We start from the raw sequence: 22,146 nt of genomic DNA, 5'->3' as shown, positions 1-22,146 counted from the left end.
ACCCGCTGGTTACTCTCTTTCGTATCGGCGCCGCCTCCGTGTGCGGCGCCGGAGGAGTGGACATGTTCGAGAGATTCACCGACCGGGCCCGACGGGTCGTGGTGCTCGCCCAGGAAGAGGCGAAGCTTCTCAACCACAACTACATCGGCACCGAGCACATCCTTCTGGGCCTCATCCACGAGGGCGAAGGCGTCGCCGCGAAGGCACTCGAGAGCCTCGGCATCTCGCTGGATGCCGTGCGCGAGCAGGTGCAGGACATCATCGGCCAGGGTCAGCAGCAGCCGACCGGCCACATCCCCTTCACCCCGCGAGCCAAGAAGGTGCTCGAGCTGAGCCTGCGCGAGGCGCTGCAGCTCGGTCACAGCTACATCGGCACCGAGCACATCCTGCTCGGCCTCATCCGCGAAGGCGAGGGCGTCGCCGCCCAGGTGCTCGTCAAGCTCGGCGCCGACCTGAATCGCGTGCGCCAGCAGGTCATCCAGCTGCTCAGCGGCTACCAGGGCAAAGAGCAGGTCGCCGTCGGCGGCAACGACCAGGCCCCCGACAAGGGATCGCAGATCCTCGACCAGTTCGGGCGCAACTACACCCAGCTCGCGCGCGACGGCAAGCTCGACCCGGTCATCGGCCGCGAGAAGGAGATGGAGCGGGTCATGCAGATCCTCTCCCGCCGCTCGAAGAACAACCCCGTGCTGATCGGCGAGCCCGGCGTCGGCAAGACCGCCGTCGTCGAGGGCCTCGCCCAGGCGATCGTGCGCGGCGACGTGCCCGAGACGCTGAAGGACAAGCAGCTCTACACGCTCGACCTCGGCTCGCTCATCGCCGGATCCCGCTACCGCGGTGACTTCGAGGAGCGCCTCAAGAAGGTCACCAAGGAGATCCGCACCCGCGGCGACATCATCACCTTCATCGACGAGATCCACACGCTCGTCGGCGCGGGCGCCGCCGAGGGCGCGATCGACGCGGCCAGCATCCTCAAGCCGATGCTCGCCCGCGGCGAGCTGCAGACGATCGGCGCGACCACGCTCGACGAGTACCGCAAGCACTTCGAGAAGGATGCGGCCCTCGAGCGCCGCTTCCAGCCGGTGCGCGTCGAGGAGCCCTCGCTGCCGCACACGATCAACATCCTCAAGGGCCTGCGCGACAAGTACGAGGCCTTCCACAAGGTGTCGATCACGGATGGCGCGCTCGTCGCCGCCGCGAACCTCGCCGACCGCTACGTGCAGGACCGCTTCCTGCCCGACAAGGCCATCGACCTGATCGACGAGGCCGGCGCCCGCCTGCGCCTGTCGATCCTGTCGGCACCGCCGGAGCTGCGCGAGTTCGACGACAAGATCGCCGAGGTGCGCGTCGGCAAGGAGTCGGCGATCGAAGACCAGGACTTCGAGAAGGCCGCGAGCCTGCGCGACGAGGAGAAGAAGCTGCTCGGCGAGCGCCTCCGCCTCGAGAAGCAGTGGCGTTCGGGAGACGTGGCCGCGAGCGGCACCGTCGACGAGGGCGTCATCGCCGAGGTTCTGGCGAACGCGACCGGCATCCCCGTGTTCAAGCTCACGGAGGAGGAGTCGAGCCGCCTCATCTTCATGGAGAAGGCCCTGCACGAGCGGGTCATCGGCCAGGAGGAGGCCATCTCGGTTCTCGCCAAGACGATCCGCCGCACCCGCGCCGGACTCAAGGACCCGAAGCGCCCCTCGGGCTCGTTCATCTTCGCCGGCCCCACGGGCGTCGGAAAGACCGAGCTCGCCAAGGCGCTCGCCGAATTCCTCTTCGACGACGAGGGCGCGCTGATCTCGCTCGACATGTCGGAGTACGGCGAGAAGCACACCGTCTCGCGCCTGTTCGGAGCCCCTCCCGGCTTCGTCGGCTTCGAGGAGGGCGGCCAGCTCACCGAGAAGGTGCGCCGCAAGCCGTTCAGTGTGGTGCTCTTCGACGAGATCGAGAAGGCCCACCCCGACATCTTCAACTCGCTGCTCCAGATCCTGGAGGAGGGACGTCTGACGGATGGTCAGGGTCGCGTCGTCGACTTCAAGAACACCGTGATCATCATGACCACGAACCTCGGCACGAAGGACATCACCGGCGGTCCCGTCGGCTTCACGCTCGAGGGCAACACCGAGAACAGCTACCGGGCCATGCGCGCCAAGGTGGTCGAGGAGCTGAAGAAGCACTTCAAGCCGGAGTTCCTGAACCGCGTCGACGAGACGATCGTGTTCCCGCAGCTCTCGCAGGACGAGCTCAAGCAGATCGTCGGCCTCTTCATCAAGCGCCTGCAGGACCGCCTGCTCGACCGCGACATGACGATCGAGATCTCGGAGCCCGCGCGCGAGGAGCTCATCAAGATCGGATGGGACCCGACGCTCGGCGCCCGCCCGCTGCGCCGTGCGGTGCAGCACGAGATCGAGGACCGGCTCTCGGAGGAGATCCTGCACAACCGCCTCGTCGCGGGCGACCACGTGCAGGTCGACTGGGTCGACGGCGAGTTCACCTTCGCGACCGGGCGTCAGCCGGGCCGCGAGCTGACCGAGGCCGCTGCTGCGATCGAGGGCCCGTCCTCCTAGGCCGCGCCGCACATCCACTCCTGAGCTCCGGCTCGAACGAACGGGGCGGGGATCTTCGGATCCCCGCCCCGTCCGTCTGTTCGGGCGTCCCTCGCGCCGGTTCTAGGCTGGGTCGGTGCCCTCCGAGTTCCAGGTGCGCCGCGCGCGCACGAGCGACGTGCCCCGCATCCTCGAGCTGATCGAGCCGCTCGTGCAGTCGCGCATCCTGCTCGGCAAGGAGCGCGTCGTGCTCTACGAGGCGGTGCAGGAGTTCCGGGTCGTCGAGGCGGCCGATGGCGACCTGCTGGGATGCGGCGCGCTGCACGTCATGTGGGAGGACCTCGGCGAGGTGCGCACCCTCGCCGCCGCCGACGGCGTGCGCGGACGCGGCGTCGGCCATGCGCTGCTCGAGCGGCTCGAGACGGATGCGCGCGAGCTCGGCCTGACCCGGCTGTTCTGCCTGACCTTCGAGACCGAGTTCTTCCAGCGTCACGGCTACACCGAGATCGGCGAGGGCGTCGTGCCGCCCGAGGTCTACGCCGAGCTCGTGCGCTCGACCGACGACGGCGTCGCCGAGTTCCTCGACCTCGCCCGCGTGAAGCAGAACACGCTCGGCAACACCCGCATGCTCAAGTCGCTGGTCTGAGGGCCGCCAGCCTCCGCCGGGCGAGGCGTCGCGCCTGAAACCATCTCAAGGAGTTGCTGCAACCCGTGAGGCTGGAGAGCAACATCCGCCACATCAGTTACAGCAACTCCTTGAGATGGTGCGAACCGCGCGTGCCCTGCGGGGCTGGGCGAGCGGCGGGCTTACCCTGAGCGCATGTCGACGCCCGAGCACCCGCGTCCGCTGCCGCCGGAGGTCTACCGCCGTCGGCGTCTGCTGGTGTTCGGCGGGATCGCGGTCGTCATCATCGTCATCGCGCTGATCGTCTGGCCTCGCGGCAACGGCGACGCGGCCGGCGGCAAGAGCCCCTCGCCGTCGCCGACCGTCTCGAAGGGCCTCGGCGACCTGAACCCGAGCGGCAAGGCCTCCGGTGCCGCCGCCGCGACCTGCGCCCCCTCGGCGATCACGGTGACCGCTGTGCTCGACAAGACGAACTTCGCCGCCGACCAGCAGCCGCAGATGTCGATGCAGATCACCAACTCGAGCGCGAGCGCCTGCAGCGTGGATGTCGGCACGGCCGCGCAGGAGTTCACCATCACCTCGGGCGACGACCGCATCTGGGGTTCGAAGGACTGCCAGACCGACCCGACCAACGACGTGCGCACGATCGACGCCGGTCAGTCGCTGAGCACCGCGGCGCTCGCCTGGGAGCGCGTGCGCTCGGATCCCGCGACCTGCGACCAGACGAACCGCACCCCGGCGACCGGCGGCGGCGCGACCTACCGCCTGCAGGTCAAGCTCGGCCAGATCGAGTCGGAGCAGCTGCTCTTCGTGCTCGCCTGAGCGGCGACGTGCTCGCCTGAGGGTCTTCGCGCTCGCTGAGCGCAGGAGCGGCCTGAACGTGGCATCCTCACGTCCTGACTGACACCTGACGGTTCCGCGCCGTCCACTGTCCGTCATCTGTCGTTCATCTGACGCGGGCACTGTCGTCGCGAGCCACCCGGCCGCGACCCCGATCGCGCCCGGACGACTTCGACGCCCGACTCTGGTGCTGAACCCTGCTCATGGGTATGGTGCAGACCATGACAGCGCTGTCACCCGCTCCGGCGGGCGCGCGTCGCACCACCACCATCTCGGCGTCGCGCCCGTCGCGGCCTCACGAAGGAACCCCCGTGTCGCTCCAGCACGTCCTGCCCGCTCCCGCGCGCGCCCTCGCCGGCGTCGTCGCATTCGCGATCGCCGCCGGCGGCGCGCTCGCCGTCGGCCTGCCGGCTACCGCCGCTCAGGCCGCGCCGGCGCCGACCGACTACGCCTCCCTCGTCGACCCCTTCGTGTCGACCGCGGCCGACGACGGCAACGACCTGCCCGGCGCCCAGGCGCCCAACGGCCTCGCCAAGGTCAACCCGATGACGGTGCCGAACCGCAACCACTCGGGCTACGACTACACGCAGAGCAAGATCGCCGGGTTCACCAACACCAACCTCGACGGCGTGGGCGGATCGGGCGGCGGCGGCGACATCCTCGTCGTGCCGACCTCGGTCGACTACACCGCGCGCCCCAGCACCGGCTCGTACGCGCACAGCTTCTCGCACAGCGACGAGGAGGCCTCGCCCGGCTACTACCGGGTCGGCCTCGGCGCGATCGCCGGCAAGGACGGCGCCGTGACGACGCCCGGCGGCACCATCCAGTCGGAGCTGACCGCGACCACCCGCACCGGTCTGCACCGCTACGCCTTCCCGGCCGGGTCGACGCCCTCGCTCGTCGTCGACCTCGCGAACAACTACACGAGCCGCACGGCCTCGTCGCTCACCGTGACGAAGCTCGCCGACCAGCGCGCCGCGATCTCGGGCCGCATCGCGGGCTCGTTCAACGGCGCCGCCTACCAGCTCTACTACTACGCCGAGACGACGAAGCCGGTCACCGCGGTGCAGACCTGGGGCGCCGCCGGTGCAGCCCTCAGCTCCGCCACGACGCAGGACGGCGTCGACACCGGCGCCGTGCTGAAGTTCGCCACGGCGGATGCGGCCGACGTCGAGCTGCGCGTCACCCTCTCGCCGATCAGCGCTGACCAGGCCCGCATCGACCAGCAGGCCGAGATCGCCGGCGCCACCTTCGACCAGGTGCGCGCCGCCACCCGCGCCGTCTGGAACGGCCGCCTCGGCTCGGTCGACGTGACCGCCTCGACCACCAGCGACCCCGACGGCTCGCTCACGAAGCTCTTCTACACGCACCTGTACCGCATGTTCGCGCTGCCGATGAACGCGACCAGCACCTCGGGCACCTACCGCGGCGTCGACGGCGCCGTGCACCGCGCCGAGGGCTTCACCTACTACGACGCCTGGTCGTCGTGGGATGACTTCCGCAAGTACTCCGTCTTCGCCTACGTCGCCCCCGAGATGTACCGCGACATGGTGCAGTCGCTGATCTACCTCTTCGCCGACTCGGCCTCCAGCGGAACCGCGCTCAGCTCGGCCGTGCACTCGGTGCCGACCGTGCGGTGGGAGCGCTCGTCGGTCATCATCGCCGACGCGATCTCGAAGGGCTTCACCGGCTTCGACCGTCTCGGCGAGGCCTACCCCGCGATCGACACCCTCGTCGGCCGCTACACCGGCGCCCAGCTGCGCGCCGGCTACATCGCGAACGACCCCGGCAACAGCGTGCAGCGCGGCTACGACCAGTGGGCGCTCGCGATCATCGCCGACGCGCTCGGCCGCACGGATGACGCGGCGAAGCTGCGCGAGCAGGCCGCCCTGCCGATCGCGAACCTGATCAAGCCGGGCGCGTTCACCGCCGCCGACGGCACTCAGGCCGGTCTCCTCACCCCGCGTGACGCGAACGGCAACTGGACCAGCGTCGACTACGAGCGCTTCGAGGCCGCGAGCCTCTACCAGGGCACGCTCTGGCAGTACAACTGGTACGACGCCTACGACATGGACGGCCTCATCCAGGCCATGGGCGGCACCGATGCGACCCGCCTCGCGCTCGAGCACATGTTCGGCGAGGACCGACCGGACGACGGCAAGGGGATGCTGCATTCGAACGCCAACGAGATCGACCTGCAGGCGCCCTACCTGTTCAACTACGTGGGCGAGCCGAGCCTGACCCAGAAGTGGGTGCGCTCGATCTACACGAAGGAGACCTGGAACCGGTACATCGCGACCGGCAGCACGGGCGAGGCGCCGAGCGCGAATGGCGAGTTCACCCCGCCGATCAAGACCAAGGTCTACAAGCTCGACCCGGCCGGCTTCCTGCCGACCATGGACAACGACGCCGGCACCATGTCGACGATGTTCGTCGCCGCATCCATCGGCCTGTTCCCGGTCACCGCGGGCTCGTCGCAGTTCCAGATCGGCTCGCCGTTCTTCGACACGACCACGATCAACTACGCGAGCGGACGCAGCTTCAGCGTCAGCGCGAAGGGCGTCAGCGCCGACGACTACTACGTGCAGTCGGCCACGCTGAACGGCAAGCCCTTCGGCAACACCTGGCTCGACTATGCGGATGTCGTGGGCGGCGGCAGCCTGGAGTTCCAGATGGGCGCGAAGGCCTCGACCTGGGGCTCGAAGACCCAGCCGGCCTACTCGCTGAGCACGGCCGAGGAGGGCGGATCGCAGCCCGGCACGGCGACCGTCGCGGTCGACGCGAACACGGTGCAGGCGGCCGCGAACGGCGCCGTCGACGGCACCGTCACGATGACCCTGAGCGGGGGCCGCTTCGCCAGCGCCGCGGGCACGAGTCTCACCGGCTCGGGCGCCGCGACCGTCGCGGGCCTGCCCGCCGGTCTCGCCGCCGAGGTGACCGTCGCCGACGCGACGAGCGTGCGCATCCACGTCACCGGAACCGCGGCCGAGGCCGCGCGTTTCTCGATCGCCTTCGCCGACAGCGTCTTCGCCGACGGGCTGACTGCGCGTGAGGTCACCGGCCCCGGGCTCTCGAGCCGCGACCCGCTGATCGTCTCGGTCGCCTCGGCCGAGCGCGTCGCGCTGCAGCAGCTCATCGACCAGGCCGCTCTCGTGCGGCCCGGCAACTACTCGGCCGCGAGCTACCGCGCGCTGACCTCGGCGCTCGAGAACGCGCGCACCGTCGTCGACGCGGCCACCGCATCCACTGCCGATCTGCGTGCCGCCGCCGACCGCCTGAACGGCGCGATCGCCGGGCTCGCGCTCGACCAGGGCGCCTACCGCACCCTGCAGGCCGAGGCCTCCGACGCCTGGTCGGCCGGCCAGCTCAAGAACGAGAGCTTCCAGTCGGGCGGCAACCTCGGCGGCGTGACCACGGGCTCGTGGGTGCGCTACGACGACCTCGACTTCGCCGGGGCGTCGCCGCAGAGCGTCGCCATCCGCTACTCCAGCAGCGCCTCGAGCACGGGCGCGCCGAGCCGGGTGGATGTGCGCGCCGGCGACGCGAACGGACCGATCGTCGCGACCGCATCCCTGCCCGGCACGAACGGCTGGGGCAACTACACGACCGTGACCGTCGCGATCACCGACCCGGCCGCGCTCGCCGCCGCGAAGCAGGCGTCGTTCACCTTCACCGCGCCCTCGGGTCAGCAGTGGGTGTCGAACTTCGACTGGTTCCAGTTCTCGACCGACCCGGTCGGCGGAGCACCGGTGACCACGATCAAGCTCACCGCGCCGAACGCCACCGCGACCGGGGGCGGATCGCTCGCCCTCAACCTCGCGAACGGCAAGTTCGAGAACGTCACCAACGGCGCCTGGGCGCAGTGGAACGACGTCGAGCTCGGCTCGGGCGTCGTGAAGGTGTCGGTCGAGTACGACAAGCCGCAGTCGCGCGCCGCATCCGACTCGGCGATCGAGCTGCGCCTCGGCTCGCTGACCGGCGCCGTCGCGGCGAAGATCGCGCTGCCGTACACCGGCTCCGGCTGGGGCACGACCGGCACGGCGACCGCCGACCTCGACCCGGCGGTCTTCGCCGGCACGAAGAACGTGTTCGCGGTCTTCACCTCGACGACCCAGAACTCGAACCAGCCCTACGTCGCCAACGTCAACTCGTTCGAGCTCACCCCGAAGCCGGCATCCTCGTCGGTCGCGAACGAGCTCGAGGCCGAGAAGTGGGTGACCAAGAGCACCGCCGACCTCAAGAGCGAGAACAGCACCTGGAACAACGCCGGCCCGGTCACGAACCTCGGCGGCACCGCGAACGGCGCCTGGCTCGACTACGGCACGCTCGACTTCGGCGACAAGGCCGTGACCGCGATCACGGTGCGCTACGTCAACAACTCGAGCCGTGTCGGCGACAACACGTCGATCGACGTCGTGCTCGACGGCTACGACCCGGCGAAGCCCGGCACTCCCGCCGTCAACATCCCGCTGCCCGTCACCGGCTCGACCTGGCAGGCCGACGGCTCGGTCACCGCGAAGCTCGCGGCGCCGATCACCGGCAAGCACAGCGTGCAGCTCGTGTTCCACACCACTCCGGCCGCCAACCGGCCCTACGCCGGCAACGTCGACAAGCTCGTCTTCGAGCGCGGCGTCGTGACCACCGGCCTCGCAGCCGCCATCACGGCGACCGAGGGTCTCGCCGCCGACGGCGCGCGCTACTCGGTGATCGACTTCGCCGTGTTCCAGCGCGAGCTCGCCGCGGCGAAGAAGCTCCTCGCCGCGCCGACCACCCAGAGCGCCGTGGATGCCCAGGCCCGCAGCCTGCGCCTCGCCGCCGGTCAGCTCGTGCCGGTGTCGAGCATCCGACTGGATGACGCCATCGCCCAGGCGGCGGCGATCGACGCCGACCGCTACACGGCGGACTCGGCTGCTGCGCTGGCGACCGCTCTCGTCGCGGCGAAGCGCGTCGCGGCCGACACCGCGGCGAGCGACGCCGACCGTGACGCCGCCACCGCGGCGCTCACCGTTGCGCTCGCCGGGCTGGCCGTGAAGCCGGCCGCGGCCCCGGCCGCCCCGGTCGCCGCCTCGGCGGTCGTCGCCGACTCGAGCGTCACCGTGCGCTGGGCCGCCGTCGTCGACGCGATCACCCCGGTCACGAGCTACCTGGTCGAGCTCGACGACAGCCACCAGGTCACGGTGGAGGCGAGCCAGACCTCGGTCGTCTTCACCTGGCTGAAGGCGGGCGAGACGGTGCGAGCGCGGGTCACCGCGATCAACGCGGCCGGCGCCTCGACGCCGACCGAGTGGGCGACCCCCGTCGTGATCGGCGCCCCGGCTCCGGCGGCGAACCAGCCGCGCGTGGCTGCCGCCGGTGCGTCCGCTGCTGACGGCTCCGCCGCATCCGCCTCGCCGTTCGCGGCCAGCGCGCTCGCGGCTGGCTACAGCTCCGACGCCTGGCCCGCCACCGCGAACGGCAAGGACTACCTGGTCAACCTGCTCAGCGGCGTCAGCACGCTCGGCACCGACGTGCTCGGCACCAACAAGGCCCTGCCGAACTCGGCTGCGGTGACCGCCGCGAACGACCAGACGGCCATCCGCATCAACAACTCCGCCTCGACCGCGCAGGTGAAGAAGGCCGAGATCGACGCCGACAACAGCCCCACGGTCACCATGGCCGACGGCTTCGGATCGCGCCTCGGCTCGCTCTACCTGACCGCGCTCAACGGCGGCAAGCTGCCCAAGACCTCGGCGCTGTTCGGCCGGGTCACGCAGGGTCTCGACTCGACCGGCACGGCGAAGGACACCTACAACTACCTGCGCCCCTACGTGCGGCTGGGCTTCGTCGGCGACGGCGGACGCATCTACGAGTCGAGCAACGGCTCGTACGCGGGGCTCGCCGGCAACGGCTCGTTCCCGAGCGGACACACCTACTCGGGTTACGTCACCGGCACCCTGCTGGCGACCCTGCTGCCCGAGCTCGCGCCGCAGGTCCTCGCCCGCGCCTCGGAGTACGGCGACAACCGCATCGTGCTCGGCTTCCACTACCCGATCGATGTGATGGGCGGACGCATGGCCGCGCAGGCGACGATCGCGCACCGTTGGGCCGACCCCGAGTTCGCGGCGCTCATGACCGAGGCGCACCAGGAGCTCGAGAGCGTGCTCGGCGCCGCCTGCACCGACGGCGGCTTCGGCGACGATCTCAACGCCTGCGCCGGCGCGCTCTACAACGGCCTCGACGCCACCGCGGCGACGAAGCTCTACACCGAGCGCCTCAGCTACGGCCTGCCGCAGGACGGCGCCGCCGGGCAGAAGATCACGGTTCCGGATGACGCGGTCGCCCTGCTGGCCTCCTCGTTCCCCGAGCTGGACGACGCGCAGCGCCGCCAGATCCTCGAGCAGACCGCGCTCGACTCCGGCTACCCGCTCGACGTCACCGCGCAGGGCGATGCGAGCTGGCAGCGCATCGACCTGGCCCGCGCGATGACCGCGGAGTACACGCTCGACGCGGCCGGCAACGTGACCGTCGGCAACGGCGTCTCCGACACGGATGCGTCGATCGCGGCGGCGTCCGACCTCAAGGTCGCCGGTGTCACGCTCGACGGTTTCGACCCGAGCATCCGCACCTACGTCGTCGACTGGCCGACCGGGCACGCGCTGCCCGCCGTCTCGGCGAGCGCGAGCGTCGACGGCGCCTCGGTGTCGGTGACCTCGGGGGCTGCTCCGGTGGAGCGCTCGGCGGCGGGCTCGGCGGGATCGTCGGCGCGCACGCTGTTCGCGGCGGCGACCACCCAGGCGCTGCTGCAGGCTCCGCTCGCGGCGGCCACACACGCGCGCACTGTCACGGTCACCTCGGCCAACGGTCAGCACACCCAGCAGTACACGGTGCTGTTCACCATCACGGCCGACGACCACCTGCCGGCCGCGGTCGACCCCGGCGCGGGCGACCCGGGCGACGGCGGACCGGGCACGGGGGAGCCGGGCACCGGTACCCCGGGCACGGGGACGCCGGGCACCCCGGGCAGCGGCTCGGGTGGCACGGGCGCAGGCGCGGTGCAGCCCGCCGCGGGCGGACGCGGATCGGCGGCCGGCGACGACCTCGCCGCGACCGGCGTGAGCGGACTGCCGGAGGCTCTCGCCGCGGCGCTCCTGCTGCTCGCGGCCGGCGCCGGGCTGGTCGTGGCGCGCCGTCGCCGTGCGGCGCGCGCCGGGGCCTGACGCTCCGCACCTCCCGCGCTACCTCGGTTCCACTGCATATCGATCGGTCGCGAATCGTCGCCTCGGCCCCGCGCCGGGCGACGATCTGCGACCGATCGAGGTGCTTCGCGGGCGCGGCGGCGGCGGTGGTGACTGGCTCGGCCGGGGTGCGCCGGCCTAGAACTCGGGGATGTCGGGGCGCGGCTCGGCGACCGCGTTGCGGAAGGCGCGGCCCAGGGCATCCCGCAGCGGTCCGGCGGAGTTGTCGAGCAGGGTCGTGTAGCCGAGCCGGCGGCCCTCCGACACGCGCTGCTTCGCCGAGCTGACGGGGCGGATCTCGCCCGCGAGCGAGATCTCGCCGACGGCCGCGAGCTCGTGCGGCAGCGCCTTGTCGCGATAGGCGCTGGCGATGGCGAGCGCGATCGCCAGGTCGGCGCCGGGTTCGGTCAGGCGGATGCCGCCCACGGTCGACACGTAGACGTCGGCGGTCGAGAGCTTGAGTCCGCAGCGGCGCTCGAGCACTGCGAGCAGCATCGCGACGCGCGAGGCGTCGACGCCGTTGACGACGCGGCGCGGCTGCGGCGCCTGCGAGCCGACGATGAGCGCCTGCACCTCGACCGGGATCGCGCGACGCCCCTCGACGGCGATCGTCACGCAGGTTCCGCTGACGGGCGTCGCCGCGCGCGACAGGAACAGTCCCGAGGGATCCGGCACCTCGGCGATGCCGTCGCCGGTCATCTCGAAGCAGCCGACCTCGTCGGTCGGGCCGAAGCGGTTCTTCAGCGCGCGGATGAAGCGCAGCGCGGTCTGGCGGTCGCCCTCGAAGCTGCAGACCACATCCACCAGGTGCTCGAGCAGACGCGGACCCGCGATCGAGCCGTCTTTCGTCACGTGGCCGACGAGCAGCACCGGCAGGTCGCGCTCCTTGGCGACGCGGATGAGCGTGCCCGCGACCTCGCGCACCTGCGCCGGCTGGCCGGCCGCGCCGTCGCTCAGGGCCGACGACACCGTCTGCACCGAGTCGACGATGAGCAGCTGCGGCTTCACGGCATCCACCTGGCCGAGGATCGTCGCCAGGTCGGTCTCGCTCGCCAGGTAGAGCTCGTCGTGCAGCGCGTTCGTGCGCTCGGCGCGCAGGCGCACCTGCCCGGCCGACTCCTCGGCGCTCACATAGAGCACGCGCTGCCCGGCCCGTGCCGCGCGGGACGCGACCTCGAGCAGCAGGGTCGACTTGCCGACGCCGGGCTCGCCGCTCAGCAGGATCGCGGCGCCCGGCACGACGCCGCCGCCGAGCACGCGATCGAACTCGGCGATGCCGCTCGCCGAGCGCTGCACCTCGGCCGTGCCGAGCTGCGTGATCGGTCGCGCGACGCGAGCGTCGCTCACGCGAGCAGGCGCGACCGCGGCGCGCGGCGCATCCCGCTCGACGACCGTGCCCCAGGCCTGGCACTCCGGGCAGCGCCCCATCCACTTGGCTCCGCCCCAGCCGCACTCGGAGCAGACGTAGGCGGAGGGTGCTGCGGGGCGGGCCATGGTCTCAGGCTAGGCGGCACCGCCGACGTCGGGCGCGCACTCTGCACAGGAAGCGCGGACGCCGAGGAGGCCGCCGGCGTCGAGTGGGGCATCCACCTGCCGACGTCGACGGCCTCCTTCGCGTCGGGCGGCGCGGACCCCCGTCCGCCCGGCGCGCCCTCCCGATCCTCATCGGGGAGGGCTCCGCTTCCCGTTGGCCCTTCGTGTGCGACCGGCCGTGGGGGAGATGTGCCGACCGCACGCGCGCGGCTCGCGGGGAGCGGAAGTTCTTGAATTGTGGGGATGCCGCCGAGCCGGCGTCAGCTGTCGGAGGTGCCGGAGCTGCTCGAAGTCGACGAAGAAGAGCCGGAGCTGTCGGAGTCCGATCCGGAATCGTCGGAACCCGAACCCGAACCCGAACCCGAACCCGACCCCGACCCCGACCCCGAGTCGCTCTGGCCTGAGTCGCTCTGGCCCGATCCGCCCTGTCCGGAGTCGCTCTGTCCCGGGCCGCCCTGGCCGAAGCCGGGCCCTCCCTGTCCGGATCCCGGACCGAAGCCGTTCTGCGATCCGCTGGAACCATCGGAGCTCTGGCCGTCCGAACTCTGGCCGGAGCCGTCTGAACCGGAGCCCGATCCACCCGGACCGCCCTGCCCCTGGCCGCTGAAGCCGCCGTATCCGGTCGTCGAGTCGGGCCCGAACTGCCCGGCGTTCACGGCATCCACCCCGCGGGGCACGCCGTAGCCGATGAGGCCGCCCGCGACGCCGCCGACGACCAGTGCGATCGCTGCGGCGGCGGCCGGCACCCGGTAGCGCTTCGCCCTCGAGGAGAGCGTGAGCGTGGGGCCGGCCACCGCCTGCGGGAGCGGCGACGGCGCGCCGGGAGCTTCGGGCATCACGGTCGTCGGCTGCTCGGCGGCGTCGCCGGTCGGCTGGACGCCGTCCGTCGTCGCCGCCACCGAGCCGACCACCTGAGGTGCCTCGCTCTCCGGCGCTGCCCCGGTCGGCGGCTGCACTCCGCTCTCCGGGGCGGTGTCGCCCACCCGGACCTCGGGCTCGATGGCGGCGTCCTCGACCGGTTCACCATTCCGGCGGTCCTGCTCGTCCATGTCTGCCTCCGAGATCCTCGCCCGTCGATCGGGCATGTCCTGAAGGTAGGAAGCGAGTCTTTGCCGTTCCTATGCGCACGGTGCGCCGCCACCCGGAGGCTCGTGGGCAGAACCTCCATGGGTGGATGCACACCGGCGCGAGCCCACCCCTACGGCAGGTAGTACGTCGGGTTCGGCAGCTTCACCGCGGTGAGCGACGATCCGCCGAGCAGGTCGCTGAACTGGTCGCCGAAGTTCGCGACGATCGTGTACTTGCCGCCGTCACGCGACTGCACATGCGCGCGCGTCTGCGACTTGTACTCGACGGTCGTGCACTTCGCGGCGGCGCAGTGGATGTACGACGGCTGCTGCGAGGCGCCGACCCCGGTCCACTTCGTGTAGTAGTTCGCGGCCGCGAATCCGGAGTAGCCGACCTTCGCCAGGTTGGCGATCGTCGCATCCTTCTGGTCGTCGTTGCGGCCCGTCAGCCCGATGATCGTGCAGCCGGCCTTCTTCGCGATCGAGACGAGCGACTGCATGCTCGGCGTCGCCGGGAAGCGCTGCTCCTGCACCCAGACGTCCTGCTTCACCGGGTCGAAGACGAACTTCATGTCGGCGACCTCCATGTCGTAGGTCCACAGGGTGGTGTCGTCGGCATCCAGCACGATCGCCGGGTTCTTCTTCAGCTTCTTGCCGAGGTAGCAGGCGGCTGCGACGCGGGGGATCTGCTTCGACACGATCGAGCGCATCTCGCGGATGTAGGGCGAGTCGGTCGTGTTCGCGATGCCCGTGCCGGGGTCGCCGTAGTAGGCGTAGATGGTCGACTTGACGCTGTCGATGTTGGGGATGCCCTCACCGCCCTGCGTCGCACCGCTCGACCCATCCGCCGCCATCGTGAACTGCATGCGCGGGGCGAGCGCCGGCTCGGTCACGCCCGGCAGGTTCGCCGACGGGAGGTAGTAGGTCGGGTTCGGCAGCTTGAGCGCGCGCTGGGCGAAGCCGCCCTGCAGGTCGCTGAACTGGTCGCCGACGTTGAGCGTGATCGTGTAGCCGAGGTCCTGCTCGATGTGCTTGCGGGTGCCGGCCTTGTACTCGACCGTGGTGCACTTCGCGGTGGCGCAGCTGATGTAGTCGGGCTGGGTGGATGCGCCGACGCCGGTCCACTTCGTGAAGAAGTCCGCGGTGGTGAAGCCCTCGTAGCCGACCTTCGCGAGGTTGGCGACCGTGGCATCCTTCTGGTCGTCGTTGCGCCCGGTGAGGCCGAAGATCGTGAAGCCGAGATCTTTCGCGGCCTTCACGTAGGCCGTCATGCCCGGCGTCGCGGCGAAGCGCTCATCCTGCACCCACTCGTCCTGCTTCACGGGGTCGAAGACGAACTTCATGTCCGCGACCTCCATGTCGTAGGTCCAGAGCGTGGTGTCGTCGGCGTCGAACACGATCGCGGGCTTCTGGCCGGCGGCGATCGCGGCGTCGTAGGCGGGCTTGAGCTTCGCGGTCTCGGCGGCGGTGAGCGCATCCATCTCGCGGATGTAGGGCGAGTCGGTCTTGTTCGCGATGCCCGTGCCGGGGTCGCCGTAGTAGGTCGCGATGGTCTTCTTGACGACGTCGATGTTCGGGATGCCCTCGCCGCCCTGCGTCGTGCCGCTCGAGCCGTCGGGGTTCATCGTGAACTTCGTGCGCGGGGTGAGGGCGTGGTCGTCGACGCCCCAGCCCGCGGTGCCGGGCCAGGAGCTGCTGCCGGAGCCGTATCCGCCGCCTCCGCTCCCTCCGCCGTGGTCGGAGCCGTGCGCCTGCGCGGCGGTCGCGCCGGTGAGCGCGGCGCCGAGGCCGAGTGCGACGGCCGCGGCGACGGCGATGCCGCGGCGGGTGCGGCTCGGGCCGGTCGCGCCGCTCGCGGCGGCCTCGGTGGCGGATGAGTGGGATCGGACGAACGTCACGGAGCTCTCCCTGAGTCGACCCCGCGTGCGCACGGGGCTCTGCCGGTGATGTGGTGGGTGTGGTGTGACCGGCGTCCGACGGGCTCGCGCCGAGCGGGAAGTCGGGGCCGTGCAGCGGCGGCGGCATCGCTCGGGTGGCCCCCGAACGGGGGACGAATCGAACCTAGACCCGCGGGTGCGTCCGCGTCGAGGGGTGAGGGCTGCGACCGCGTGGTCACGACCACCCTCCGGTCTGGGCTAGACTCGTCGGCGGTACCGTGTCCGAGCGGCCGAAGGAGCATGTCTCGAAAACATGTGATGGTGCAAGCCATCCGTGGGTTCAAATCCCACCGGTACCGCCAGTCGAAGGCCCCGGGATCTCTGAGATCCCGGGGCCTTCGTCGTTCCCAGGGCATGAGCGCCGCGGTCGGCGCACGGCCGGGACGCGAGAGCGGCGCGGCTCAGGCCGCCAGGTAGCCCGCGAGCAGCCGGGTCTGCGCATCCCAACCGCCCTCGTTGCCCTCGCGCGCGGCCGTGCGCCGATCCTCGGGCAGGGCGTCGAAGCCGTTCTCGGTGAACGTGACGAGGGTGCCTTCCGCTGCCTCCTCGACGATCACTTCGACCGTGGTGGTCGCGTCCTCCCCGTCGATCGGATGCCAGCGGAAGGCGAAGCGCGACCGCGGCTCGATCGCGGTGACATGCAGCACGAGCGGCGCGCCCCGGTGGGGCTCCTGCGCGGCCGCGACCTCGGGGTCGACCGCGGTCGGGCGGATCCGACCGGTCGTGGTGGCGCCGACCTCGAACGGGCCGTCGAATTCGGCGCCGAACCAGGCGCCGAATGCCGCGGAGTCGACGATGGCGTCCCAGACCCGCTCGAGCGGCGCGTCGATCACGATCGAGGATGAGATGTCCGGCCCGTCGAGCAGGGACTTCAGGGCGTCGATGATGTGCCGTGAGCCGTCGGCGGTCTCCGAGCCCTCGCGGGTCTGCGCTCGTGCGCCTCGATGCACCAGCGTGACCCGGCATCCGGTCGCGGTCGGGGTGATGGTCCAGTGCAGGGATCCCTGATCGTCGGGCTCGCCGTACCAGGTGGCGACGAAGCTGTGGGCGAGACGGCGCGGCGGCTCGTGCTCCAGCACCTCGCCGGTGATCTGCACGTCACCGTCGCCGTCGACGAACTCGATGGGGGAGCCGACCTCCCAGGTCGTGCGGGGAGCCGTGCCGTAGTAGTACCGGTGCACCGTCTCGGGCTCGGTGAGCGCCGCCCACGCCGTCTCGGCGTCGGCGGCGACCTCGACCTCGTAGATGCGATCAGCGGTCATGGTGCTTCTCCTTCTCCAGGTCGGACTTGAGTGCGAGCAGGCCCGCGGAGGCGCGGGCGCCGAAGTCGTCGATCCAGCGCTCGGCGAGCTGCACGATCGGCACGGCGTTGAGGTGGCACCGGCGCACACGGCCCTGCTTCTGCGACACGATCAGGCCGGCGGACTCCAGCACGCCGACGTGCTTCAGCACTGCGTGCCGGCCGAGCGGTGCGAGAGCCTCGGTGAGCTCGCCGACGCTCTGCCCGTCGCGGAGCCGGAGGGCGTCGAGGATCCGGCGTCGCGAGGGATCCGCGATCGCCGCGATCACGAGGTCGGTGTCCACGCCGTCAAATTAGGTGACTGGTCAGTCACCTGTCAAGGTCGCGGAGCCGCTGTCCTGTCTCCTGCGATGCCGAGGGCGTCAGGGCGTCGGCGGTCGCCGGCTCACACCGTCAGCACCGCGTGGATGGTGGCGTCGACGCGTGCGCGACCGCCGAGCTCGGCGAGCTCGAGGGCGACGGCGGTGCCGGCGAGGGTCCATCCCGCTGCGCGGATGAGCCGGTGCGCGGCGGCGACGGTTCCTCCGGTGGCGAGCACGTCATCGACGACCAGCACGCGTGTTCCAGCCGGCAGCAGGTCGGCGCGCAGCTCGAGGACGTCGGTGCCGTACTCGAGCCCGTAGTCCTCCGAGAGCACCGGGCCCGGCAGCTTGCCGGCCTTGCGCACGAGCAGCATGCCGCGGCCGGTTCGGGCCGCGATCGCGGCGGCCAGGGGGAAGCCGCGCGCCTCGAGGCCGGCGACCACGTCGTAGGCGTCGCCGAACGGCGCAGCCAGCTCGTCGGCGAGCGCGGCGAGAGCGACGCCGTCGGCGAGCACCGGAGTCAGATCGCGGAACAGCACCCCCGGTTCGGGGAAGTCGGGGGTCTCGCGCATCAGGGCGCGCAGCAGGTCGGCGGCGGAGCTCATCCTCGCAGGCTAGGCGAGCTCCGCCGACACCTCCGAACGACGACCTGCCGTGCCGGCGTCAGACCAGCTTCTCGAAGACCATGGTCGCCTGGATCCGGTCGCCGCCGGCCAGCCCCTTGCTGCCGGAGGCGGCGGTCGTGATCGTGTGCAGGCGGTAGCCGAGCGAGGCCTGCGCGTTGATCGACTTCTCGAGCTCGGTGAGGTTGCCCGAGCCGGTGCCCCAGAATTTCTCCTTGAGCACGACCTGCAGCACGACGTAGCTCATGCCGTTCGCGGCGGGGCGCGGCTGGGCTCCGGCGACCGCCTCGGCGCGGATGTGGTCGACGAGCGCCGCCGGGCTGTCGACCGGGGGAGCGGGCTGGCGGGTCTCGGTCCACTGCTGGCCGTCCCACCAGCGCTGGGCGCCGGTGCCGTCGTCGTACCAGCCGGCTGCTGCGTTCGTCACTGCTGTCTCGTTCCTCGCGGGGCGCGGTCGGCCCGTTCGGCGTCACCGTACTGAGTCACGCTCGCCTCCGGGAGCGACCCGTTCGAGGGTGATGCCACGGCTCGACCGCGATGCCGATGCCGAGCGCGACGGCGACGAGCAGCACCGTGACGAGGGCCACTCGGTCGTCGGTCGCCATGTGCGCGAGGTGGGTCACGTGGTAGGCCGCGTGCAGGATGGCGAAGCCGCCCCAGGCGATGCCGAGCACCCGATAGAGCGCGCGCGAACGCCAGAACAGGGCGGCGACGCTGCCCGCGCCGAGCGCGAGGTACTGGGCGCCGTGGTCGCGGATGAGGTGCTCGTTGAAGGGGCCGTCTTGCGAGATCCACTCGCCGAGCACAGAGGGGAAGTGGTCGTAGAACTCGCGCGGCAGCAGATATGCCCAGACCCCGACGACGGCGGCGATCGCGATCGTGCCGATCAGGGAGACGAGCTGGATGCGGCCGATCGGCTCGCGCGCGGCGCGGGCCGGAGCCCCGGGCGCCGGAGCGGCAGCGCTCATCGGCGGTGCTCCGGCGCATCCAGCCACGCGTCGAAGGTCTGCGCGCCCACCCGCTGCGGCGCATCCGCAGCCGAGCCGCCGCGAAGCGCCCCCGAAGCCAGCCCGGCCCCGTATGCGCCCGGCATCCGCCAGTCGATGACCGGGCGGCGGATACCGTCGTGGGCGTGCATCCGGCGGATCATGCCGACGAGCGTCTCGTCGCGCGGGCCGATCAGGTCGGGCGCGCGTCCGCTCGGCCCCGCCTCGGCGAGCTCGACCAGGTGGACTCCGACCTCGCGGGCCGCGACCGGGCGGGTGAGGGTGCGCGGGGCGAGCACGATCGGACCGAGCGCTGCCCGCACGGCGATCTGCTCGGCGAATTCGTGGAACTGCGTCGTGCGCGCGATCGTGTGCGGCACGGGGCCCGCCGCCACCAGCCGCTCCTGGGCGAGCTTGCCGGCGTAGTAGGCGGTGTCGATCCCGTCGATGCCCACGATCGACAGCGCGAGGTGGTGACCGATGCCATGACGCTGCTCGGCGGCGAGCAGGTTGCGGGTCGTCGTGCTGAAGAACGCGACCGCCTTCCGCTGCGACAGCGTCGACGTCCCGAGCGCGTCGATCACGGCGGCGGACCCGTCGAGCGCGGCGTCGAGACCCTCGCCGCCGGCGACATCCACCCCCTCCCTGCGGCTGAGCAGGCGAACCTCGTGTCCGCGGGCGAGCGCGGCGCGGGTGATGTGGCGGCCGACGGTGCCGGTTGCCCCGGCGATGGCGATGATCATGCGAGCCTCTCCGGTCGGCGCCGTGCCGACCCGAAGGGATGACGATGCGGGCTCGCGGAATGTGAGGCCGGCGACGAGGTCAGTCGTCCATTGACCAGGCCGTGAGCTTCTCGGGGTTCAGCTGCATCCAGACGTCGGTGACCAGGCCGTCGTGCACGCGGAGGTTAGCCAGGCCGAGCAGCTGGCCGCCGTCGAGCAGGATGAGCGCCGTGCCGTCGCCCGTGCGCCGGAAGTCGACCGTGAGGTCGCTGCGCTTCGCGACCAGTCCGAGCAGGAAGCGGGCGACGTTGTCGGCGCCGATGACCGGCCGCCGCGCCGCCGAGACGATGCCGCCGCCGTCGGAGCGCAGCACCACCGTCGGGTCGAGAATCCGCATCAGCGCGTCGAGGTCACCGCTCGCGCACGCCGCGCTGAAGGCCGCGACGACGCGATCGTGTTCGTGACGCTCGCGCACGATCGTGCCCTCGTCGCGCACGCGGCGTCGCGCCGACGAGGCGAGCTGGCGCACGGCGGCGCTGCTGCGCCCGACGGTCTCGGCGATCTCGTCGAACGGCACCGCGAACACGTCGTGCAGCACGAACGCCACGCGCTCGGCCGGGGTCATGCTCTCCATCACGATGAGCAGCGCCGTGCTGACCTGCTCGTCGAGGGTGACCCGGTCGAGCGGATCGCGAGCGGCCTCCGGCGAGGTGGATGTCGAGATCCCGCTGAAGAGGTCGGCGGGCACCGGCTCGGGCAGCCACTCGCCCACGTAGCGCTCGCGTCGCGCGCGGGCGGAGCCGAGCACATCCAGGCACACCCGGCTCATCACGCGAGTCAGCCAGGCCGCGGGAACCCGCACGGCCGCCCGTTCGGCCTCGTCGAGCCGGTACCAGCGGGCGTAGGTCTCCTGCACGGCGTCCTCGGCCTCGGCGAGGGTGCCGAGCATCCGGTAGCCGATGGCGACCAGTCGCCGGCGCTCGGCGATCACGTCGGCGAGGGCGTGCGTCATGCCCGGGCAGCCTCGGTGTCGGTCGCTCCGTCGTAGCGCTCGCGGGCGGCTTCGACGTGGGGGAGGGTGGTGCTCGTCCACTGCAGCAGCGCATCCACCAGCTCGTTGAGGCTGTCGCCGATCGGCGAGATGCGGTACTCGACCGCGACGGGGCGCGCGGCGAGCACGACGCGCTCGATCATGCCGTTGCGCTCGAGGCGGCGCAGCGTCGCGGTGAGCGACTTCTGCCCGACGTCGGGGATGACGCGGCGCAGCTCGTTGAACCGCAGCGGACGCCCGCAGAGCTGATCGAGCACCTGCAACGACCACTTGTCGAGCACCTGGTCGAGCAGCTCGCGCTGCGGCGCGGTCACGTCGAGCAGGGCGGCGTCGGGCGAGCCGGTGTGCTTCATGACACCTAGTCTCGTTGAAGTTCCCTTCGTGCACCAGGTATCCCTGGGGTACTGGGTGCGTACCCCGACGTGCACCCCGGAAGGAGACTGCCATGACCGTCGAACTGATCACGCCCGAGGGGATGTTCCAGCCGGTTCCGTATCACCACGTCGCCATCGGCACGGGCTCGCGCCTCATCCAGATGGCCGGCCAGGTCGCCCGTGATGGCGCCGGCGGGCACGTCGCGACCGGCGACCTCGCGGGCCAGATCGCGCACGTGCTGCGCAGCGCCGGCCGAGGGCTCGCGGGAGCCGGGGCGACCTTCGCCGACGTCACGCGCCTGCGCTTCTACATCGTCGACTGGTCGCCGGCGAAGAGCGCGGCTTTCGGCGCCGGCCTCGCGGCGGTCGCCGCGGAGCTCGCGCTGCCCGAGCCGCTGCCGCCGATCACGCTCATCGGCGTGCAGGCCCTCTTCGAGCCCGATGCCCTGGTCGAGCTCGAGGTGGATGCGGTGCTCGCCTAGCGAGCGGCGAGCGGCGAGCGGCGTGCGGGCCGGTCGCGCCGTTTGTCGTTGGAGCGAGCTAGCCTCGCAATCATGAGCGTGAGTGAGCCGAGCCCGGAACGAGGCGACGTCGGCAAGGCGCTGTCGCAGTCGGGCTTTCTGCAGTTCCTCACTTCGGGCGTCGGCGTCCCGAAGGACCTGGCGATGAAGGTGTTCCCGGAGCTTTCAAGGCTTCTGGGGCGCGGAGCAGACGTCTTCGCAAAGCTTCATGGGGATGCGTCGAAGTCCAACGCGGAAAGTCAGGCGGCAGTAGCGGGGCAGGAGAAGTTCGTCGCCGAGGTTTACGCCGAACAGCTGCGTATTGAGAACCTCAGCGCGGAGGAGCGTGCGGCGCTCAACGAGAAGCTCGAGAACACCGCGACTCGCATGAACGCGAAAGACAGCGAGAACAAGAAGTTCATACTTTCATTGCTCCAGCTCGCGGGGACTGGAGTCGTTGCCGCCTTGGCGATCGCCGTAGTCGTGCTCAACAGTGATCCAGGCGCATCCGGCACGGAGTCGGACGCGAGCTAAGACCGTC

17 protein-coding genes and 1 tRNA gene are annotated in these 22,146 nt (G+C 71.2%); 7 read left to right on the top strand and 11 right to left on the bottom strand.

From position 1 onward, the window contains the following. Positions 1–62: 62 nt before the first annotated feature. The 4 genes from BJ979_RS00345 to BJ979_RS00330 all read left to right on the top strand — a co-directional run bounded on the left by BJ979_RS00345 (position 63) and on the right by BJ979_RS00330 (position 11,192). The gene (locus BJ979_RS00345; protein WP_179564102.1) at positions 63–2,552 is read left to right on the top strand and encodes an ATP-dependent Clp protease ATP-binding subunit; all 2,490 of its coding nucleotides are present in this window, start codon (positions 63–65) and stop codon (positions 2,550–2,552) included. A gap of 115 nt (positions 2,553–2,667) precedes the next feature. Further along, complete coding sequence (locus BJ979_RS00340; RefSeq protein WP_179564100.1) at positions 2,668–3,177, top strand: amino-acid N-acetyltransferase; 510 nt, start codon at positions 2,668–2,670, stop codon at positions 3,175–3,177. Between the two features lie 174 nt (positions 3,178–3,351). Further along, positions 3,352–3,978 carry a hypothetical protein gene (locus BJ979_RS00335; protein WP_179564098.1) on the top strand — a complete coding sequence of 209 codons (627 nt, stop codon included), beginning with the start codon at positions 3,352–3,354 and terminating at the stop codon, positions 3,976–3,978. Positions 3,979–4,307: 329 nt separating this feature from the next. Continuing rightward, on the top strand, positions 4,308–11,192 hold the full coding sequence (locus tag BJ979_RS00330) for a glycoside hydrolase domain-containing protein (protein ID WP_218853400.1): 6,885 nt from the start codon (positions 4,308–4,310) through the stop codon (positions 11,190–11,192). A 156-nt stretch (positions 11,193–11,348) separates the two neighbouring features. Here the strand turns inward: BJ979_RS00330 and radA are convergent, their stop codons facing one another. From radA to BJ979_RS00315, 3 genes are all read right to left on the bottom strand, one after another. Next, the gene (gene radA, locus BJ979_RS00325) at positions 11,349–12,704 is read right to left on the bottom strand and encodes a DNA repair protein RadA (protein WP_179564094.1); all 1,356 of its coding nucleotides are present in this window, start codon (positions 12,702–12,704) and stop codon (positions 11,349–11,351) included. A 299-nt stretch (positions 12,705–13,003) separates the two neighbouring features. After that, positions 13,004–13,792: a hypothetical protein gene (locus BJ979_RS00320; RefSeq protein WP_179564092.1), complete on the bottom strand. Its 789-nt coding sequence runs from the start codon at positions 13,790–13,792 to the stop codon at positions 13,004–13,006. Between the two features lie 149 nt (positions 13,793–13,941). Further along, positions 13,942–15,708, bottom strand: a complete 1,767-nt coding sequence (locus BJ979_RS00315) for an HAD family acid phosphatase (RefSeq protein ID WP_179564090.1) — start codon at positions 15,706–15,708, stop codon at positions 13,942–13,944. A 251-nt stretch (positions 15,709–15,959) separates the two neighbouring features. Here BJ979_RS00315 and BJ979_RS00310 point away from each other — a divergent pair. Continuing rightward, positions 15,960–16,049, top strand: a tRNA-Ser gene (locus tag BJ979_RS00310). Positions 16,050–16,148: 99 nt separating this feature from the next. Here BJ979_RS00310 and BJ979_RS00305 read toward each other — a convergent pair. The 8 genes from BJ979_RS00305 to BJ979_RS00270 all read right to left on the bottom strand — a co-directional run bounded on the left by BJ979_RS00305 (position 16,149) and on the right by BJ979_RS00270 (position 21,084). Next, positions 16,149–17,009 carry an SRPBCC domain-containing protein gene (locus BJ979_RS00305; RefSeq protein WP_179564088.1) on the bottom strand — a complete coding sequence of 287 codons (861 nt, stop codon included), beginning with the start codon at positions 17,007–17,009 and terminating at the stop codon, positions 16,149–16,151. Beyond that, positions 16,999–17,331 (bottom strand): ArsR/SmtB family transcription factor, encoded by a 333-nt coding sequence (locus BJ979_RS00300; RefSeq protein WP_179564086.1) that lies wholly within the window; start codon positions 17,329–17,331, stop codon positions 16,999–17,001. The genes BJ979_RS00305 and BJ979_RS00300 overlap by 11 nt, the downstream gene beginning before the upstream one ends. A gap of 101 nt (positions 17,332–17,432) precedes the next feature. Then, on the bottom strand, positions 17,433–17,954 hold the full coding sequence (locus BJ979_RS00295; RefSeq protein ID WP_179564084.1) for an adenine phosphoribosyltransferase: 522 nt from the start codon (positions 17,952–17,954) through the stop codon (positions 17,433–17,435). Between the two features lie 58 nt (positions 17,955–18,012). Then, entirely contained in the window at positions 18,013–18,399 is a 387-nt protein-coding gene (locus BJ979_RS17390; RefSeq protein ID WP_179564082.1) for a DUF2510 domain-containing protein, read from the bottom strand. Positions 18,400–18,454: 55 nt separating this feature from the next. After that, positions 18,455–18,940: a hypothetical protein gene (locus tag BJ979_RS00285; protein WP_246286652.1), complete on the bottom strand. Its 486-nt coding sequence runs from the start codon at positions 18,938–18,940 to the stop codon at positions 18,455–18,457. Further along, complete coding sequence (locus BJ979_RS00280) at positions 18,937–19,701, bottom strand: SDR family oxidoreductase (protein ID WP_179564080.1); 765 nt, start codon at positions 19,699–19,701, stop codon at positions 18,937–18,939. Before BJ979_RS00280 ends, BJ979_RS00285 begins: the two co-directional genes overlap by 4 nt. A gap of 79 nt (positions 19,702–19,780) precedes the next feature. Then, entirely contained in the window at positions 19,781–20,692 is a 912-nt protein-coding gene (sigJ, locus tag BJ979_RS00275; RefSeq protein ID WP_179564078.1) for an RNA polymerase sigma factor SigJ, read from the bottom strand. Further along, positions 20,689–21,084, bottom strand: a complete 396-nt coding sequence (locus tag BJ979_RS00270) for a winged helix-turn-helix transcriptional regulator (protein WP_179564076.1) — start codon at positions 21,082–21,084, stop codon at positions 20,689–20,691. The genes sigJ and BJ979_RS00270 overlap by 4 nt, the downstream gene beginning before the upstream one ends. A gap of 92 nt (positions 21,085–21,176) precedes the next feature. Between BJ979_RS00270 and BJ979_RS00265 the strand changes: the two genes are divergently transcribed. Next, on the top strand, positions 21,177–21,587 hold the full coding sequence (locus BJ979_RS00265; protein WP_179564074.1) for a RidA family protein: 411 nt from the start codon (positions 21,177–21,179) through the stop codon (positions 21,585–21,587). A gap of 72 nt (positions 21,588–21,659) precedes the next feature. Beyond that, positions 21,660–22,139 (top strand): hypothetical protein, encoded by a 480-nt coding sequence (locus BJ979_RS00260; protein WP_179564072.1) that lies wholly within the window; start codon positions 21,660–21,662, stop codon positions 22,137–22,139. Positions 22,140–22,146 lie beyond the last annotated feature (7 nt).

It is taken from the genome of Schumannella luteola, from assembly GCF_013408685.1.
Classification (GTDB): domain Bacteria; phylum Actinomycetota; class Actinomycetes; order Actinomycetales; family Microbacteriaceae; genus Schumannella; species Schumannella luteola.
The sequence above is the reverse complement of the archived record's forward strand: the minus strand, read 5'-3'. Positions and strand labels throughout refer to the sequence as shown.

Bases quoted from the DNA above. Each gene is read 5' to 3' on its own strand.
- BJ979_RS00285 (WP_246286652.1), bottom strand. From the start codon at position 18,940: ATGAGCGCTGCCGCTCCGGCGCCCGGGGCTCCGGCCCGCGCCGCGCGC.
- BJ979_RS00335 (WP_179564098.1), top strand. From the start codon at position 3,352: ATGTCGACGCCCGAGCACCCGCGTCCGCTGCCGCCGGAGGTCTACCGC.
- BJ979_RS00270 (WP_179564076.1), bottom strand. From the start codon at position 21,084: ATGAAGCACACCGGCTCGCCCGACGCCGCCCTGCTCGACGTGACCGCG.
- BJ979_RS00320 (WP_179564092.1), bottom strand. From the start codon at position 13,792: ATGGACGAGCAGGACCGCCGGAATGGTGAACCGGTCGAGGACGCCGCC.
- BJ979_RS00345 (WP_179564102.1), top strand. From the start codon at position 63: ATGTTCGAGAGATTCACCGACCGGGCCCGACGGGTCGTGGTGCTCGCC.
- BJ979_RS00295 (WP_179564084.1), bottom strand. From the start codon at position 17,954: ATGAGCTCCGCCGCCGACCTGCTGCGCGCCCTGATGCGCGAGACCCCC.
- radA (WP_179564094.1), bottom strand. From the start codon at position 12,704: ATGGCCCGCCCCGCAGCACCCTCCGCCTACGTCTGCTCCGAGTGCGGC.
- BJ979_RS00265 (WP_179564074.1), top strand. From the start codon at position 21,177: ATGACCGTCGAACTGATCACGCCCGAGGGGATGTTCCAGCCGGTTCCG.
- BJ979_RS00305 (WP_179564088.1), bottom strand. From the start codon at position 17,009: ATGACCGCTGATCGCATCTACGAGGTCGAGGTCGCCGCCGACGCCGAG.
- BJ979_RS00280 (WP_179564080.1), bottom strand. From the start codon at position 19,701: ATGATCATCGCCATCGCCGGGGCAACCGGCACCGTCGGCCGCCACATC.
- BJ979_RS00260 (WP_179564072.1), top strand. From the start codon at position 21,660: ATGAGCGTGAGTGAGCCGAGCCCGGAACGAGGCGACGTCGGCAAGGCG.
- sigJ (WP_179564078.1), bottom strand. From the start codon at position 20,692: ATGACGCACGCCCTCGCCGACGTGATCGCCGAGCGCCGGCGACTGGTC.